This window comes from Streptomyces canarius (assembly GCF_014650735.1).
In the GTDB taxonomy this organism is placed as follows: Bacteria; Actinomycetota; Actinomycetes; order Streptomycetales; family Streptomycetaceae; genus Streptomyces; species Streptomyces olivaceoviridis.
This window is the reverse complement of the sequence record NZ_BMVN01000006.1, coordinates 173256-188723: the sequence shown is the minus strand read 5'-3', so window position 1 is coordinate 188723 and position 15468 is coordinate 173256. Positions and strand designations below refer to the sequence as shown.

Annotated in this window: 13 protein-coding genes; 8 read left to right on the top strand and 5 right to left on the bottom strand. The window is 71.8% G+C overall.

From position 1 onward, the window contains the following. The gene (locus tag IE294_RS11605) at nt 1-1227 is read right to left on the bottom strand and encodes an amidohydrolase family protein (RefSeq protein ID WP_373315808.1); all 1227 of its coding nucleotides are present in this window, start codon (nt 1225-1227) and stop codon (nt 1-3) included. A 190-nt stretch (nt 1228-1417) separates the two neighbouring features. On the opposite strand from IE294_RS11605, the gene afsR reads away from it, so the two are divergent. From afsR to IE294_RS11590, 3 genes are all read left to right on the top strand, one after another. Continuing rightward, the gene (afsR, locus tag IE294_RS11600; protein WP_189884997.1) at nt 1418-4381 is read left to right on the top strand and encodes an SARP-family global regulator AfsR; all 2964 of its coding nucleotides are present in this window, start codon (nt 1418-1420) and stop codon (nt 4379-4381) included. A 202-nt stretch (nt 4382-4583) separates the two neighbouring features. After that, nucleotides 4584-4775 carry a regulatory protein AfsS gene (afsS, locus tag IE294_RS11595; protein WP_189884995.1) on the top strand — a complete coding sequence of 64 codons (192 nt, stop codon included), beginning with the start codon at nt 4584-4586 and terminating at the stop codon, nt 4773-4775. Nucleotides 4776-4963: 188 nt separating this feature from the next. After that, on the top strand, nt 4964-5119 hold the full coding sequence (locus tag IE294_RS11590; protein WP_189884993.1) for a hypothetical protein: 156 nt from the start codon (nt 4964-4966) through the stop codon (nt 5117-5119). 71 nt (nt 5120-5190) lie between these two features. Here IE294_RS11590 and IE294_RS49320 read toward each other — a convergent pair whose 3' ends face one another. Beyond that, nucleotides 5191-5805: an ATP-binding protein gene (locus tag IE294_RS49320; protein WP_189884991.1), complete on the bottom strand. Its 615-nt coding sequence runs from the start codon at nt 5803-5805 to the stop codon at nt 5191-5193. 120 nt (nt 5806-5925) lie between these two features. Here IE294_RS49320 and IE294_RS11580 point away from each other — a divergent pair, with 120 nt between their 5' ends. Both IE294_RS11580 and IE294_RS11575 read left to right on the top strand, forming a co-directional pair. Continuing rightward, nucleotides 5926-6780: a helix-turn-helix domain-containing protein gene (locus IE294_RS11580; RefSeq protein ID WP_189884989.1), complete on the top strand. Its 855-nt coding sequence runs from the start codon at nt 5926-5928 to the stop codon at nt 6778-6780. Beyond that, a complete protein-coding gene (locus IE294_RS11575) occupies nt 6758-6964 on the top strand; it encodes a DUF397 domain-containing protein (protein ID WP_189884986.1) in 207 nt (68 codons plus the stop codon). Before IE294_RS11580 ends, IE294_RS11575 begins: the two co-directional genes overlap by 23 nt. Before the next feature lie 1254 nt (nt 6965-8218). Here the strand turns inward: IE294_RS11575 and IE294_RS11570 are convergent. Further along, nucleotides 8219-9799 (bottom strand): FadD3 family acyl-CoA ligase, encoded by a 1581-nt coding sequence (locus tag IE294_RS11570; RefSeq protein ID WP_189884984.1) that lies wholly within the window; start codon nt 9797-9799, stop codon nt 8219-8221. An 88-nt stretch (nt 9800-9887) separates the two neighbouring features. Between IE294_RS11570 and IE294_RS11565 the strand changes: the two genes are divergently transcribed. The 3 genes from IE294_RS11565 to IE294_RS11555 are packed head-to-tail and all read left to right on the top strand — an operon-like array spanning nt 9888 to nt 12225. Continuing rightward, entirely contained in the window at nt 9888-11042 is a 1155-nt protein-coding gene (locus IE294_RS11565) for a lipid-transfer protein (RefSeq protein WP_189884982.1), read from the top strand. Nucleotides 11043-11047: 5 nt separating this feature from the next. Next, nucleotides 11048-11455, top strand: a complete 408-nt coding sequence (locus IE294_RS11560; protein WP_189884980.1) for a Zn-ribbon domain-containing OB-fold protein — start codon at nt 11048-11050, stop codon at nt 11453-11455. After that, nucleotides 11452-12225 carry an enoyl-CoA hydratase/isomerase family protein gene (locus IE294_RS11555; RefSeq protein WP_189884978.1) on the top strand — a complete coding sequence of 258 codons (774 nt, stop codon included), beginning with the start codon at nt 11452-11454 and terminating at the stop codon, nt 12223-12225. Before IE294_RS11560 ends, IE294_RS11555 begins: the two co-directional genes overlap by 4 nt. Before the next feature lie 3 nt (nt 12226-12228). Here the strand turns inward: IE294_RS11555 and IE294_RS11550 are convergent, their stop codons facing one another. Continuing rightward, complete coding sequence (locus IE294_RS11550; protein ID WP_229917129.1) at nt 12229-12780, bottom strand: hypothetical protein; 552 nt, start codon at nt 12778-12780, stop codon at nt 12229-12231. Between the two features lie 167 nt (nt 12781-12947). Continuing rightward, on the bottom strand, nt 12948-15311 hold the full coding sequence (gene afsK / locus IE294_RS11545; RefSeq protein ID WP_189884976.1) for a protein serine/threonine kinase AfsK: 2364 nt from the start codon (nt 15309-15311) through the stop codon (nt 12948-12950). Nucleotides 15312-15468: the final 157 nt, after the last annotated feature.

The following is a 15468-nucleotide window of genomic DNA, read 5'->3' as shown; positions in this document are numbered from 1 at the left end:
TCACCCCCGCCACAGCCCTTCCGGGGTCAGCCCCAGCAGCTCGATGGCGTTCCCCCGGACGATCCGCTCGACCACATCGGCCGGCAGGTGCCCCATCTGCGCCTCGCCGACCTCGCGGGACTTGGGCCAGGTGGAGTCGGAGTGCGGGTAGTCGGTCTCGTACAGGACGTTCCCGACACCGATGGCGTCGAGGTTCCTCAGCCCGAAGGCGTCGTCGAAGAAGCAGCCGTGGACGTGCTCGGCGAACAGCTCGGACGGCGGCCGGGTGACCTTGCCGGCCACCCCGCCCCACCCCCGGTTCTCCTCCCACACCACATCGGCGCGCTCCAGGATGTACGGGATCCAGCCGATCTGTCCCTCGGCGTACATGACCTTGAGGTGCGGGAAACGCTCGAACTTGCCGCTCAACAGCCAGTCGACCATCGAGAAGCAGCAGTTGGCGAAGGTGATGGTGGAGCCGACGGCGGGCGGGGCGTCGGCGGAGGTCGAGGGCATCCGGCTCGACGACCCTATGTGCATGGCGATGACGGTGCCGGTCTCGTCGCAGGCCGCGAGGAACGGGTCCCAGTCGTCGGTGTGCACGGACGGCAGGCCCAGGTGCGGGGGTATCTCGGAGAAGGCGACGGCCCGGACCCCGCGTTCGGCGTTGCGCCGCACCTCCCGCGCGGCCAGCCCGGCGTCCCACAGGGGGATGAGCGTGAGCGGTATCAGCCGCCCGTGCGCCTCGGGCCCACACCACTCCTCCACCATCCAGTCGTTGTAGGCGCGGACGCAGAGCAGGGCGAGGTCCTTGTCGGCGGCCTCGGTGAAGGTCTGCCCGCAGAAGCGGGGGAAGGTGGGGAAGCAGACCGCCGACTGGACGTGGTTGACCTCCATGTCGGCGAGACGGGCGGGCACGTCGTACGACCCGGGCCGCATCTGCTCGTACGTGATCACCTCCAGCCGGACCTCGTCCCGGGCGTAGCCCACGGCGGTGTCGAGGCGGGTCAGCGGCCGGCGCAGGTCCTCGTACACCCACCAGTCGCCGACGGGGCCTTCGTCGCTGCCCGGGGTGCCCATGACCGGCTTGAAACGGCCGCCCAGGAAGGTCATCTCCTTCAGCGGCGCGCGCACGATCCGGGGCCCGGTGTCCCGGTACTTCCTCGGCAGCCGGTCCTGCCACACCCCGGGCGGCTCAACGGTGTGGTCGTCGACGGAGATGATCATCGGGAACTGTGTGGTCTCCATGTCCTGCACGGTAGCGCCGATCTGACGAACCGTCAGCTACCGGTGTCCGACAGCCCGGATGCGGAGAGGTTGTGAGGGCTCTGTGCACCCAGGTGCGGCCCGCTGTGATCGGCGTCTCCCACGGCTGACGCAACCGCCCGGAACAAGGCAAACTGACGGGGTTGTTCGTGATGCCGAGGGGGACGAACGCATGGACGGTGGGCCGCGAGTACCCGAGCAGCGGCGTGCCGGCTCCGCGCCCGTCGCGGAGCCCGGCCCGCTGCGCTTCGGCGTGCTCGGTCCGGTGCGGGCCTGGCACGGCGAGGAGGCGCTCAGCACGGGCTCCCCCCAGCAGCGCGCCCTGCTGGCCGCCCTGCTGCTGCGCGAGGGCCGCACGGCCACGGCGGCGGAGCTCATCGACGCGCTGTGGGGGCCCGAGCCGCCGTCCCAGGCACTGGCGGCGGTCCGCACGTACGCCTCCCGGCTGCGCAAGGTGCTCAGCCACGGCGTCCTGATCAGCGAGTCCGGCGGGTACGCGATCCGGGGCCTGCGCGAAGGCGCCCTGGACCTGGCGGTCGCGCAGGACCTGGCGGCGGAGGCGGAGAAGGCGCGGGGTGCGGGTGACCTGAGCCGAGCCCGATCGCTCTTGAACCAGGCCCTCGACCTGTGGGACGGCGAACCCCTGGCCGGCGTCCCCGGCCCGTACGCCGAGGCCCAGCGGGCCCGCCTGGAGGAGTGGCGGCTCGGCCTGCTGGAGACCCGCCTGGACCTGGACCTGGAACAGGGCTGCCACGCGGAGGCGGTCTCGGAACTGACGGCCCTGACGGCGGCGCACCCGCTCCGGGAGCGCCTGCGCGAACTGCTGATGCTGGCGCTGTACAGGAGCGGACGCCAGGCGGAGGCCCTCGCGGTCTACGCCGACACCCGCCGGCTGCTGTCGGAGGAGCTGGGGGTCGACCCCCGCCCGGGACTCAGCGAACTCCAGCAGCGCATCCTCCAGGCGGACCCGGCCCTGGCGGAACCGTCCGCCCCGGTGACGGAGCCGACGGCGGGCCCGGTCCGCCCGGCCCAGCTCCCCGCCTCCGTCCCCGACTTCACCGGCCGTGCCTCCTTCGTGACGGACCTGACCGAGGTGCTGTCCTCGGCGTCCGAGGCGGGGGGCCGGGTGATGGCGGTCTCGGCCCTGGCCGGCATCGGCGGCGTGGGCAAGACGACGCTGGCGGTCCACGTGGCCCACCGGGCCCGTCCGGTCTTCCCCGACGGCCAGCTGTACGTGGACCTCCAGGGCGCGGGCCCCCGCCCGGCCGAACCGGAGACGGTCCTGGGTTCCTTCCTGCGGGCGCTGGGCACGCCCGACACCGCGATCCCCGACTCCCTGGAGGAACGCTCGGCGCTCTACCGCTCCGTCCTGGACGGCCGGCGGGTCCTGGTCCTGCTGGACAACGCGAAGGACGCGGCGCAGGTGAGGCCGCTGCTGCCAGGGACGGAGGGCTGCGCGGCCCTGGTCACGTCCCGCGTCCGCATGCTCGACCTCGCCGGTGCCCACCTGGTCGACCTGGACGTCATGTCCCCGGACGAGGCGCTGGCCCTCTTCACGAGGATCGTGGGCGAGGAACGGGTGGCGGCGGAGCGCGAGGCCGCGCTGGACGTGGTGGCGGCCTGCGGCTTCCTCCCGCTGGCGATCCGCATCGCGGCCTCCCGCCTGGCGGCCCGCCGCACCTGGACGGTCTCCGTCCTGGCGGCCAAGCTGGCGGACGAACGGCGCCGCCTGGACGAGTTGCAGGCCGGGGACCTGGCGGTGAAGGCGACTTTCGAGCTGGGTTACGGGCAGTTGGAACCGGCCCAGGCTCGCGCCTTCCGCCTGCTGGGCCTCGCCGACGGCCCGGACATTTCGCTCGCCGCTGCCGCCGCGGTCCTGGACCTCCCCACGGAGGAGACGGAGGACCTGCTGGAGTCCCTGGTGGACACGTCACTCCTGGAGTCGGCGGCCCCGGGCCGCTACCGCTTCCACGACCTGGTCCGGCTGTACGCACGGTCTTGCGCGGAGAGGGACGAGTGGCCGCCCAGCGAGCGGGAGGCGGCCATGTCCCGGGTGCTGGACTTTTATCTGGCTACGGCGGCGCGGGTTTATGCGATGGAGCGGCCGGGGGACCGGTTGGTGGAGCACCTGGAGCCGACCGAGTACCCGGGGTTGATTTTCGGCAATCGCCAAGAGGCACTGGATTGGCTGTACTGCGAGGCCAACTGCGTGCTGGCATCGGCTCGTCAGGCCCTGGGTGACCTCAGAATCCGCCGGGGCGTGGACCTTCTATGGGCTGCCAAAGATCTAGGGGAGTCAGGGGCCAACTCCAAGCAGTACGAGTCTGTCGCGCTCACCGCCAGAGATGCCGCCCAGGCGTCGGGCGACGCGCACGCTGAAGGCCGCGCCCGTACCGTGCTCACGAACGTCCACCTTGTGGCGGGCCGCTACAGCGAGGCCGACGAGGAAGCCCGACTGGCGGGCCTGCTCGCGGACACAGCCGAAGATCCCACGCCGGTCTTCTGGACGAGCAACGACCGGGGAATCATCGGCCTAAACCAGGGCCGTTACGCGGACGCCGAGCAACACCTCATGCGCGCCATCGAAGCGTCGCGTCAGGATGGCAACCTCGCAGGTGAAGCAAGCGCTCTGTGCAACTTGTCGCGCATCCACCTGGCCATGGGACGCACCGGTCATGCGATAACGCTCGCCCAGCAGGGAATCGATCTGTACGACCGCCTGGGAGCCACCGTCCGTCTGGCAAATGCCCGGTACGCCTTGGGGCTCGCGCTGACCGAGGCTGGACGTCCGTCCGAGGCCCTCGCGCAGCTTACGGACGCCCTGAACACGTTCCAGACGAACCGGCAGCGTCTGTGGGAGGGGACGACTCACTTCCGTATCGCGCAGGCTCACCTCGTGGGGCGGCAACACACGTTGTCCGCCAAACACGCGGAGCAAGCACTGGCCATTGGATGCATCGGCGGTGACCGGGTGCGCGCCGGCGTCCTCACGGCCTTGGGCCGATCGTTGTCTGGATTGGGCCAGGTCGACCGCGCACGGGTCTGTTGGCTCGAGGCGCTGCCTCTCTATGAGCAATCCGGCGCTCCGGAGGCCGACGCCGTCCGGGCGCTGCTGTCACCGGTCTCCACAGCCTGACGGGCGACAGCGGCGTTCATCGATTGTTTATGCCTCGCTGGCATGCTCAACCCATCGACCCGTCGCGTCGGGGGGCAGGCGGGCCGCCGAGGGACTCGGCAGATATGCGAGAGTCCTGTCAGGTCCCTGCTCGGGAGCACTCGGGGGAGTTGCCGGGCAGGGGCCCGCTCAGATCCAACTCACCTTCAGGGGAGCCGTGCACATGGCCGAGGCCAAGAAGAAGTCCGAGGACATCATCACGCTGGACAACCACTCGCCGGTCCCGCCGATCGACGACGCGATCACCACCATGGACAACCACTCGCCCGTCCCGCCGATCGACGACGCGATCACCACCATGGACAACCACTCGCCCGTCCCGCCCGCCCTGGAGCTGGAGCTGGACGGCAAGTAAGTCCTGAGGACTTCCATTCCGACGGGGATCGGCCGCGGCGGCGCGGAGGGGGAGCCGCCGCGGCCGAGGTGTGTGCGGAGCAAGATCCAGCCGTTCTGCGGCGGGAACTGTTCGAATTCATCGAACAACACCCACCTCAAGAGCTAACGTCGGGCCCGCCGATAACCGTTCACCAACGGGAGGACGCTATGACACTCACCAAGAAGATCGTGGCCACCGCCGCCCTGATCCTCGGAGCCACCGCCGCTGCTGCGAGCCCTGCGCTGGCAGAAAATCACGCGCCCGTGACCCCGCAGGACAGCCAGACCACGGTCGTCACTACGCAGGACAACCACATGCCGTAACACGGCGGCACATCTTCGAGGGGCCGGGCGCAAGCTCGGCCCCTTGCCGTGTGCCCCGCCGAGGCGACCGGTCATTCCCCCTCCGCCAGCTCACACCACACGGTCTTCTCCACCCCCTGCTCCACACCCCACCGGAGGGTCACCGCGTCGATCAGGGCGAGGCCGCGGCCCGCCTCGGCGTCGTCCGCGGCGGGCAGGAGTACGGGCACGGCTTTCGCCTCCGGGTCGGTGACCTCGACGCGGATGCGCCCACCGTCCGTCCGGGCCACCCGTACGCGGACACAAACCCCCTCCCCCACGTGCCGGATGACATTGCCGACCAGTTCGGTGACACAGAGCTGGACGTCGGCGCAGGGTGCTTCCAGGTAACGGCGGACGGTACGGCGCAGCCCCTGGAGTGCCTTCGGTACGGCGACGACCTCGACGTCCAGCGTCGGCCGGTCCGGCGCGCGTTCCTCACCCCGCAGCGCCCTCGCCAGCTTGCGCGCCGTCGCCGTGTTGCAGTTGCCGAGCGCGACCAGGCCGGCCGGGGGTTCGTATCTGCCCGCGAAGCTCGGCAGGTCCACCTGGAGGGAGGGCAAGGTGATGCCGTGGGCGGAGAGCGCCTCTCGCAGGTCGTCCACGCAGAGGGTGGTGTCGTAGACGGAGTTGCCGCGCTGGGCGGAGGGGAGTTTCGAGGACGACACGGTTGCGTACGCCTTCCTGTGCTCTCTGTGATGAAACAGTCACACAGTGATGCCCACGCCGGTACCTTTTGAAGAGGTTTCGGCTGCGCAAGCGCAAGTGGCAAACGGCGGTGACGAGTCATGCCCCCACGCAAAGAGACTGACGCCTCGGCGAACGTCCCCTCCTTCTACGGCGCCGAGTTGCGCTATCAGCGTGAGCTGGCGGGGCTGACCTTGGAGCAGCTGGCGGAGGGAAGCTTCCGGGGCGTGCCGTTCCTGAGCCAGATCGAGCGGGGAGAGCGGCGGATGCCGGTGGATCTGGCCCGGCACGTCGACAAGGTGCTGGGGACGGACGGGTTTTTCGAGCGGCGGTGTGAAGATGCCGCCAAGGCACGGCGGTCGGGGCATGCCCTGTATTTCGAGGATATGCCGGACCTGGAGAAACAGGCGGAGACCCTGGAGGAGTGGGCGCCCAACGTCATTCCTGGACTTCTACAGACCGAGCCGTACATGCGGGTGCTCATGCGCCACGTGCAGCCGTTGCCGTCACAAGAGCTGATCGAGAAGCGTGCCCGCGCGCGATTGAAGCGGGCGGAGCTGTGGAGCCGCGCGGACCGCCCTGCCTACTGGGCGATCCTCCACGAGGCGGTCATCCGGCATCCACTGCTCCCCCCTGAGCAGATGGCCGACCAGTCGGAACACATCCTCGACGTGGTCCAGTCCACGGACAGCATTTTGCAGGTCGTCCCGCGAACAACCGCCGCGCACCCGTTCATGTACGGCATGGCCAAGATCATGACCTTCCCTGACGCACCCCCTCTGGTGTGGACGGAGAGCAACTTCGACGGGCAGGTTGTCGACTATCCGGCCCTCGTGAAGAGGTACCGCAGCTCTTACGATCTGCTCAGGGCCGTCGCACTTCCGCCTGAGGCGTCCCTGTCCCTGATCGAAGAAGCAGCGAGGAACTACGGACATGAAGCACAGCAAGGGGATTGACCTGAGTTCCGTCACCTGGCGCAAGAGCAGCTACAGCAACGGAGAAGGCGCCGACTGCGTGGAAGTCGCCCACGGAGTTCCCCGCGTCATCCCCGTCCGCGACTCCAAGAAGCCCCACAACGGACCCGTACTCCTCTTCCGCCCCCTCGCCTGGAGCGCCTTCCTCGACTCCCTGAAGGGCTGACCCCCGGTTATCCGCAGGGCACGGATTCTGCGATCTTGCCCGTGTGGAGCGGACGGACCTGAGGGCGTTGGCGGACAGAGGCGTCCTCCCCACCTCACGTACCGGAGCGGCCGGCTGGCCCAGGCGTAGCCTGACGCGCGCGCTGCGGACGGAGGGGTGGACGCAACTCCGGCACGGTGCCTGGGTCGAGCCGGGGCGCGGCCCGGACCTGCTCGCGCACCTCCGGGCCGTCCAACTCCGCTTGCCGCGACTCGTCGTGAGTCATGGTTCGGCGGCTGCTCTCTGGCGCGTCGAGTTGCTCGGCGCCGGTCGCAACGCGCCGCTGGACTTCATCGACCCACACCTCAGTAGCCACCGCCTGGGCAGCGGCGTGCGCGTGCACCGGATGCCGCTCGGCAGGAGTGACGCGGTGGAGAGGCAGGGGCTACGGCTCACCACCCCGATCCGCACGTGCGCCGACCTTCTCCGCTGCGGCCCGCGTGACTCGGCGATCGTCGCCGTGGACTCGGCCCTGACGCACCGCAGGGTCGAGCTAGTGCGACGCGCACCGCTGGTCCGGAAGGACGAGATCGCCGCCATGCTGGGGAAGACCTCGCAGGGGTCGGTCCGGGCCCTGAACTGGCTCCGGCTGACCGACCCGCTCGCCGGCTCCCCCGCCAAGACGGTCGCCCGACTGCGCATGTACGACGCCGAACTGCACCCGGAGAGCCAAGCCGAGCTGCGCACCCCGGACGGAGCTCGCCGTTTCGTCGACTTCCTCTTCCGGGCGGCAGGGCTCGCGGTGGAGATCGAAGGGTACGCCTACCACGGCACCCCGCAGCCTCCCCCGCTTCAGCGCCGAGGACGTCTTCCGGCGGCCTGCGTGCATGGTCGCGGAGATCAGGGCCACGCTGGCTTCCCTGACCGGCGATCCCAAGTGACCGTTGGGCCGCTCGCTTCCCGGCCAGTGTCGGGGCTCGGGGGCGCGAACGCGCCTCGCCAGCACGCCGGGCCGGTTCAGCGGGTGGAAGGGTGGGGGGGCGGGAGCGGCAGCGCCTCGCGTGCACGCCGGGTGGATCGGCGGCTGCGGCTTTCCCCGCGGACTCCCTGGGGCGCCTCGCCCTGCCCCGTCAGAGGGTGATGGGCGGATCCGGGCCAAGAACCGGGCAGGTCTGGTGGGGGGAGGGCCGATGAGTGTGGCCCACATCCGCCAATCACCGCGCCCCCCTGGCGCCGGGTGCGCGCCCGACGGCAACCGATCGGCGCCGGTCCAGGTCACCCCTTCCCCCTCAGCTCCCCCTTCAGGACCTTTCCGCTTGCGTTGCGTGGGAGGGATCGTACGAACTCCACCGATCGCGGCACCTTGTAGTTCGCCATCTCGCGGCGGGACCAGGCGATCACGTCGTCGGAGGTCAGTGCCGCGCCGGGGCGGCGGACGACGTAGGCCTTCGCGACCTCGCCCAGGCGGGGGTCCGGGACGCCGATGACCGCCGCGTCCGTGACGTCCGGGTGGGTGCACAGGAGCTGCTCTATCTCCGCTGGGTACGCGTTGAAGCCGCCCACGATGAACATGTCCTTCAGGCGGTCCGTGATGCGCAGGTTGCCCGCCTCGTCCAGGACGCCCACGTCGCCCGTGCGCAGCCAGCCGTCCGGGGTGATCGCCTCGGAGGTGGCCTCGGGGTCCTCGTAGTAGCCCCGCATGACGTTGAAGCCCCGGACCAGCACCTCCCCCGGGGTGCCGGGAGGCGCGGCCACCTTCACCTCCGTGCCGGGGATCGGGCGGCCGGAGGTGGAGGCGATCACCGTGGGGGCGTCGTCGCGGCGGCACATCGTGACGATTCCGGTGGCCTCCGAGAGGCCGTAGGCCGTCAGGACCGTGCCGACGCCGAGTTCCTCGCGCAGGCGTTCCACCAGGCGGAGGGGGACCACCGCCGCGCCCGTCACCACCAGGCGGAGGGTCGACAGGTCGTGGGCCTCCCGGGCGGGGTGGTCGAGGAGCTGCTGGTGCAGGGTCGGCGGGCCCGGCAGGACCGAGATCCGTTCCGCCGCGATGTTCGCCAGGGCCGTCTCCACGTTGAACACCGGCTGCGGGATCATCGTCGCCCCGCGCATCAGGCAGGCGAGCACCCCGGCCTTGTAGCCGAAGGTGTGGAAGAAGGGGTTGACGATCAGGTAGCGGTCGGACCGGCGCAGGCCGGCCAGGTCCGCCCAGGTCCCGTACGCGCGCAGGGTCTGGGAGTGGGTGATCACCGCGCCCTTCGGGCGGCCCGTCGTACCCGACGTGAAGATGATGTCCGAGGTCGTCGAGCCGGTCAGCTCGCGTTCGCGGGCCCGCACGTCCGGCCCCGGCACGCCCTCGCCCGCCGCGAGGAAGTTCTTCCACGTCTCGAAGTCGGGCGGCGCGTCGTCCGAGAGGACCACCACCCGGTCCAGGGCCGGCAGGGCGGGCAGTGGGCGTCCCTCGGCCGGTTCGCCGGCTCCGGCCGCCCGTCTCAGCGACGCCACGTACGACGTGCCCAGGAACGTCCCCGTCACGAACAGCAGCCTCGCCCCGCTGCGGCGCAGTACGTCGGTCGCCTCGGCCCCCTTGAAGCGGGTGTTCAGCGGCACCAGCACCGCGCCCGCCGAGACCGCGCCCAGGGCCGCGACGATCCAGTCCAGGGTGTTGGGGGCCCAGACGGCGACCCGGTCGCCCACCCGCACCCCGCTCGCCAGGCAGGCCGCCGCCGCGCGTTCGACGCGGGTGCCCAGTCCGGCGTACGTGATCCGCGTACGGCCCTCGACCACGGCCTCGGTGTCCGCGTACCGCTCGGCCGCCGACCGCACCAGTTCCGGGATGGTTTCCCACGGCGTCATGGGCCGGCCTCCCCAGGAGCGCGAGTAGCTGACGGATCGTCAGGTTAGCGGTAATCTGACGCCCTGTCAGGAGAGGGGGTGCTCCGCCGTGGCAGGAGCAGGGGTCAAGGACGCCGCCGCCATCGTCGGGATCGGGCAGACCGCGTTCGCCCGGCGGCTGGCCGAGGACGAGAAGACGCTCGCCTGCCGGGCCGTGCTCGCCGCGCTCGACGACGCGGGGATCGCGCCCGGCGAGGTCGACGCGCTCGCCTCCTACACCATGGAGGGGACCGATGAGGTGGAGCTGGCGAAGGCCGTCGGGTTCGGGGACCTGACCTTCTTCAGCAAGGTGGGGTACGGCGGGGGCGGCTCCTGTGCGACCGTCGGACACCTCGCCGCCGCCATCGCCTCCGGGCAGGCCACGGTGGGGGTCGCGTGGCGGTCCAGGAAGAGGGGGAGCGGGCCCCGGCCGTGGACGGACACGGCCGTGCAGTTGCCGACTCCCGCCCAGTGGACCCGGCCCTTCGGGCTGCTCCGGCCCGTCGACGAGATCGCGGTGCTGGCCCGGCGGTACATGCACGAGTACGGCGTGACGCGCGACCATCTGTTCAATGTCGCGCTGGCCTGCCGGAACCGGGCCAATCAGAACCCGGCGGCCGTCATGTACGAACGGCCGCTGACCCGGGAGATGTACATGACCTCCCGATGGATCAGCGAGCCGCTGTGCCTCTACGACAACTGCCTGGAGACGGACGGCGCCCTGGCCTGTGTGGTGGTGGGCAGGGAGCGCGCCCGGGACTGCCGGCAGCGGCCCGTGTACGTCCACGCCGCCGCGCAGGGGCTGCCCGCCCAGCACCACGGCATGGTCAACTACTGGAACGACGACCCCCTGACCGGCCCCGCCTGGACCGCCGCCCGGCACCTGTGGAAGCACGCCGACCTCACGCCGGAGGACATCGACGTGGCGCAGATCTACGACGCCTTCACCGCGCTGATCCCGCTGTCCCTGGAGGGCTACGGCTTCTGCGGGCGGGGCGAGGGCGGCGCCTTCACCGAGCAGGGGGCCCTGGAGACCGGCGGGCGGCTGCCGCTCAACACCGGCGGGGGCGGGCTCAGCGAGGCGTACGTGCACGGCTTCAACCTCGTCAACGAGGGCGTCAAGCAGTTGCGCGGGACCAGTACCGCCCAGGTCCCGGGCGCCGCGACCTGCCTGGTCACGGCCGGTGAAGGCGTCCCCACCTCCGCTCTCCTCCTCAGGAGCTGACCGCCATGCTGAGTCCCGTCACCGACGCCGACGGCGCGCCCTTCTGGGAGTACGCGGCCCGCGGCGAGCTGCGCGTCCAGGGCTGCGCCGACTGCGGTGAGCTCCGCTTCCCGCCCCGGCCCTGCTGCCCGCACTGCCAGTCGTTCGCGAGCGAGTGGCGGCCGGTGTCGGGGCGCGGGCGCGTGTGGTCGTACGTCGTGCCCCATCCGCCGCTGCTGCCGGACTACGCGGAGCAGGCGCCGTACCCGGTGGTCGTCGTGGAGCTGGAGGAGGCCCCGCGGATACGGCTCGTGGGGAACGTGGTGGCGCGGGCCGGGGCCCCGTTGAACTCCGTCGATCCGGCGCGTCTGCGGATCGGCGCCCGGGTGCGGGCGGTCTTCTTTGGGGGGCTGCCGCAGTGGGTGCTGGTGTGACCACCGTCCGGCTCGACGTCGACGAGGGCGCGGGGGTCGCCGTCGTCACGCTGAACCGGCCCGAGCGGCTCAACGCCGTCGATCTGGAGATGGTCGGGGAACTGGGGCGTGTCTGGCGGGATTTGCGGTTCGACGACTCCGTGCGGGCCGTCGTGCTCGCCGGGAGCGGGGGGCGGGCGTTCTGTACGGGCATCGACCGGGACGCCGTCGTGCCGCAGCCCAGCTCGCCGTACATGCAGGACGATCCGCTGCTGGGCGCCGGGCCCAAGGCGAACGGGCTGTGGAAGCCGGTCGTCGCCGCGGTGGAGGGGATGGCCTGCGGGGGTGCCTTCTACCTGCTCGGGGAGTGCGAGTTCGTCGTCGCCGGGGCCGGCGCCGCCTTCTTCGACCCCCACACCACCTACGGCATGGTCAGCGCCTACGAGTCGATGCTCATGGCGCAGCGCATGCCGTACGGCGAGGTGGCGCGGATGGTGCTCATGGGCAGCGCCGAGCGGCTGTCGGCCCGGCGGGCGCACGAGGTCGGTCTCGTGTCGGAACTCACTGAGGACGGCAGGGCGTTGGTGGCGGCCGTCGAGTGCGCCACCGTCATCGCCGGGTATCCGGCCGAGGCCGTGCAGGGGACCGTGCGGGCGCTGTGGGCGGCCCGGGAGGCCGGGCTCGCCCAGGCGTTCGCGCAGGCGCCGCATCTGATCTCGCTGGGGAACCTGCCGGGCGCGCGGCAGGCGGAGCTGTTCGCCGCCCGCCGCGCGGGGTTCAGGACGCGGTGAGGTTCACCAGTTGTAGGAGGCGACCGGGTCCAGGTCGCAGTGGTCGACCTCCGGGGCGCTCTCCTTCGCGTTGTCCACCGGCACCCGGACGGTCTTCGTGCCGTGCGCGGGCACGCCGACCTCCTTGATGGTGCCGTTGACCGTCATGTCGTCCGCGTCCTCGAAGGTGATGTGGACGTCGAAGCTGCTCTTCGTGGCGTTCGGGTTGGTGACCTCGATGGTCGCGTAGGGCTTCTCCACCGTCGCGCAGCTCACCAGCCGTGCCGTGCCGTCCTGGTGGCCGGAGGGGGTCGATCCGCCGGACGAGCTGCCGGAGGTGCCGTCGCCGTAGGAGTCGTCGTCGTAGTCGTCGTAGTCGCGGTGCGTGCCCGAGCCGTAGCCACCGCCCGACGACGTGGACGAGGAGCTGTCGTGGTCCTGGCTGGAGCTGCTGCACCCGCCGCCGCTGCCGTGGCCGCCGCCGTGTCCGTGGCCGCGGCTGCTGAATCCGGTCAGGGCCAGGACGACCAGGACCGATACCGCCGTCAGTCTGAGCATGTGTCCCCGTCGATGCATGCCGAGCACTCTAGGGGATGCCTGTCACGGTCATGTCACTGTGTGGCGACCGCCGCGTGCCCGGCGTAGCGTCTGCCCTGAGAGCGGTGGAGACCATGCCGCTCCCCCGCGACGACGGCCGCCGTCCCAGGCCCTTCCGTGCAACCGGTACGACGGCCGTCTCCCGCTCAGGCGGTCCGCGCGGTGCCCGTGCCCTTCTCCGCGTCCAGCGCGTACACGCACCGGTCCTTGCTGCACGCGTACACCACGCCGTCCTTGACCACCGGGGAGCCGGTGATCTCGCCGCCGGTCGCGAGCTTCCAGCGCAGGCGTCCGTCGTCGGCCTTCAGGGTGTAGAGGAGGTGGTCGGTGGAGCCGAAGTGGATGCGGCCCTCCGCCACCGCGGGCGCGCCCACGACGTCGCCGCCCGCCTGGAAGCGCCACTTGGGGGTGCCGGTGACCGCGTCCAGGGTGTACAGGCCCTTGCCGCTGCCGACGTGCACGTGCCCGGCGGCCACCAGGACCGGCTCGACGGAGGAGCGCGCCTCGGTGGCGATGCGCCAGCGGTCGCGGCCGTCGGCGGCGTCGAGGGCGTAGACCGTGCCGAGGTAGTCGGCGAGGTAGACGCCGCCGCCGGTGACGGCCGGGCCCGGGGCGAAGGCCGGCGGGCTCAGGAAGACCGCCGGGGCCTCGAAGTGCCAGCGGACCATGCCGCTGACCGCCTCGATGGCGAGGACGCGGGTGCCCGCGGAGACGTAGACGCAGCCGTCGGGGGCCGGGACCAGCCGCACCGGGACGCCACCGCAGGAGGCCGCGTCACCGATGGGGTACGACCAGCGCTCCTCGCCGGTGCGGGCCTCCAGGGCGCGCAGCCGGGCGTCCTGCCAGACGTAGACCGTGCCGTCGTGCACGACCGCGCCCGCCTCCGGGGACTCGAAGTCGGTCTGGCAGCCGGTGATCTCCCACAGCTTCTGCCCGCTCGTCGCCTCCCATGCCTGGACGCCGCCGCCGCGGGTGCCGGTGACGACGGTGCCGCGGTCGGCCTTGAGGGAGTACACCCAGGCGTCCGTGGACAGCCGCCACAGGTCGGTGCCCTCGCGGGCGTCCAGGGCGAACAGGGTGGGGCCGTCGGAGGCGTGGATACGGCCGTCCGCGACCGCCATGGACCAGGCGACGTCCCGGGTCTTGAAGCGGCGGCGGCCGGTGGCCACGTCCAGGGCGTGCACCTCGAAGGAGGTGACGTAGACCAGGTCGCCGGCGACGGAGGGGGTGCCCCACACGTCGTTGGACATGCGGAACCGCCAGGGGCGCCAGCCGGCCGCCGTCTCCGGGGGCTGCGGCGGCACGGGCGGTACGGCGGGGTCGGCACCGGCCACGCCGGGGCGGGGCCGGGACCAGCTGGCCACCAGGCCGGCCTCGGGCGGGGGCGCCTTGACGGCGGCGGCGCGGGCGTCGGCGACCCGGGGGCCGGGGCCGATGGGCACCTGGGCGCCGGCCAGCCGGACCGGGCCGGTGTCGGGGGCGCCGACCGGGACGGGGAGCGCGGCGCTCGCGGGCGCCGGGACCGGCGGGTCGTACGGCGGGGGCGGGGGCACGGCCTGCCGGCCGCCGCTGCGCGGGCCGCCGGTCGGGGCCGGGGCGGGCTTGACGGCGGGGCGTCCGCCGCGGCGGGCCTCGATGAGGGCGACCGCCTTCTCCGGCAGCCAGGCGGAGGCGGTGCCGCTGTCGTCGGAGCCGGAGCCGAAGAGGTGCGGGGCGAGCTGGGCCTGGAGGTCGGCCGGGGTGGGGCGGCCCGTGGCCTCCATCTGCATGCAGACCTCGATCAGCGGGCGCAGCTCGTCCGGCAGGCCGGTGAGGTCGGGGCCCTCGCGGAGCAGCATGAAGACGGTCTCGACCGGGTTCGCGCCGTGGAAGGGCGGGTGGCCGGTGGCCGCGAAGACCAGCATGGAGCCGAGCGAGAAGACGTCGCTGGCGCCGGTGACGCTGCGGGAGTCCTTGGCCTGCTCCGGGGACATGTAGGCGGGGGTGCCGACGGCGACGTTCGTCATCGTCAGACGGGTGTTCGAGACGCCGGAGGCGATACCGAAGTCGATCACCCGGGGGCCGTCCTCGACCACGAGCACGTTGGAGGGCTTGAGGTCGCGGTGGACCAGCCCGGCGCCGTGGATGGACTGGAGGGCCTCCGCCACGCCGGCCGCGAGCCAGCGCACGGCCTGGGCCGGGAGCGGCCCGCACTCGTTCACTATCTCTTCGAGCGAGGGGGCGGGGACGTAGGCGGTGGCCAGCCAGGGCACGGCGGCGCGCGGGTCGGCGTCGACCACGGCCGCGGTGTAGAAGCCGGAGACCGCACGGGCCGCCTCCACCTCGCGGGTGAAGCGGACGCGGAAGAGCTGGTCCTCGGCCAGCTCGGTGCGCACCGTCTTGATCGCCACGCGCCGGCCGGACGCCGAGCGCGCGAGATAGACCAGCCCCATGCCGCCGGCGCCCAGCCGGCCCAGCACCTCGAACGGCCCGATCCGCCGCGGATCGTGCTGCGTCAGCTGATCCACCACTGCCTGCCACCTCCCCGTACGAGCCGCGCCACTCTCCATATGTACGCGACCGAAGTGCAGCGTCTCACCACCGCACCGCCATGGCGGCACGCACCCTGATTCTTCCTGGCCGGGCGGCTGGTTGCGAACCCGGTGACAATCAGGGTGTCTCACACTG